Origin of the sequence: Klebsiella sp. 1SOBk10mer (assembly GCF_046602535.1) — a bacterium.
GTDB lineage: Bacteria > Pseudomonadota > Gammaproteobacteria > Enterobacterales > Enterobacteriaceae > Klebsiella > Klebsiella quasipneumoniae.
In genome coordinates, this window is record NZ_JBKIUP010000057.1 from 1 (window position 1) to 972 (window position 972).

Annotated in this window: 1 protein-coding gene; it reads left to right on the top strand. The window is 48.8% G+C overall.

The genetic code is table 11. From position 1 onward, the window contains the following. Nucleotides 1-58: 58 nt before the first annotated feature. Nucleotides 59-972, top strand: a 914-nt coding sequence (locus ACLH1I_RS26580; protein WP_104915553.1) for an IS481-like element ISKpn28 family transposase, incomplete at its 3' end; no start/stop codon positions are given.

Sequence of the window (972 nt, forward strand, 5' to 3'; positions counted from 1 at the left end):
TGTGTAAGTTCACACAGATATTGCAATTGCCTCAGAACACTAAAGGAGGGATTGCCAGATGTTGATGCAGCATATCGGTGTCGGCTATTTTGGGTATTACCGAGCAACTGCTTATGCGATGAAACACTCTCTTATGCCCGAGATTGCGAAGTTAAGAATGAAGGCTCTGAACTTCTGGGATAAGCACGGGATCCGTGCCGCAGCTGATGCTTTTGACGTATCAACGCGAACACTCTACTGGTGGCGCCGGTTACTGCGCACCGGTGGTCCAGAAGCACTAATTCCAAGAAGCAAAGCCCCTCTGGTTCGCCGTTCAAGGCACTGGCATCCTGATGTACTCAAGGAGATCAGGCGTCTGAGAACTGAGTTACCCAATCTCGGCAAAGAGCAGATTTTTGTCAGGCTGAAACCATGGTGTGAAGCGCGGCATTTTACCTGTCCCAGCACGTCAACCATTGGAAGAATCATTGCTGGTGCTCACGATAAAATGCGGATGATCCCCGTACGCCTCAGCGCCAGGGGCAAAGCCCGGTTGATAAAAAAACGCTCAGTGAAGCCCAGAAGACCAAAACAATACCGCCCGGTAAAAACAGGCGAACTCATAGGGATGGACGCGATTGAACTCAGGATGGGGGACCTACGCCGCTATATCATTACCATGATCGACGAGCACAGCGACTATGCGCTGGCCCTGGCGGTCCCTTCACTCAACAGCGATATTACCAGCCATTTCTTCAGCAAGGCCACAAAGCTCTTTCCTGTCGCTATCAGACAAGTTGTCACTGACAACGGTAAGGAGTTCCTCGGTAACTTTGATAAAACGCTACAGGAAGCCTCGATTAAACACATCTGGACCTATCCGTACACACCGAAAATGAATGCGACCTGTGAGCGATTTAACCGGACACTTAGAGAACAATTTATTGAATTCAATGAATTGTTGCTTTTTGAGGACCTGAATTTGTTTAATCA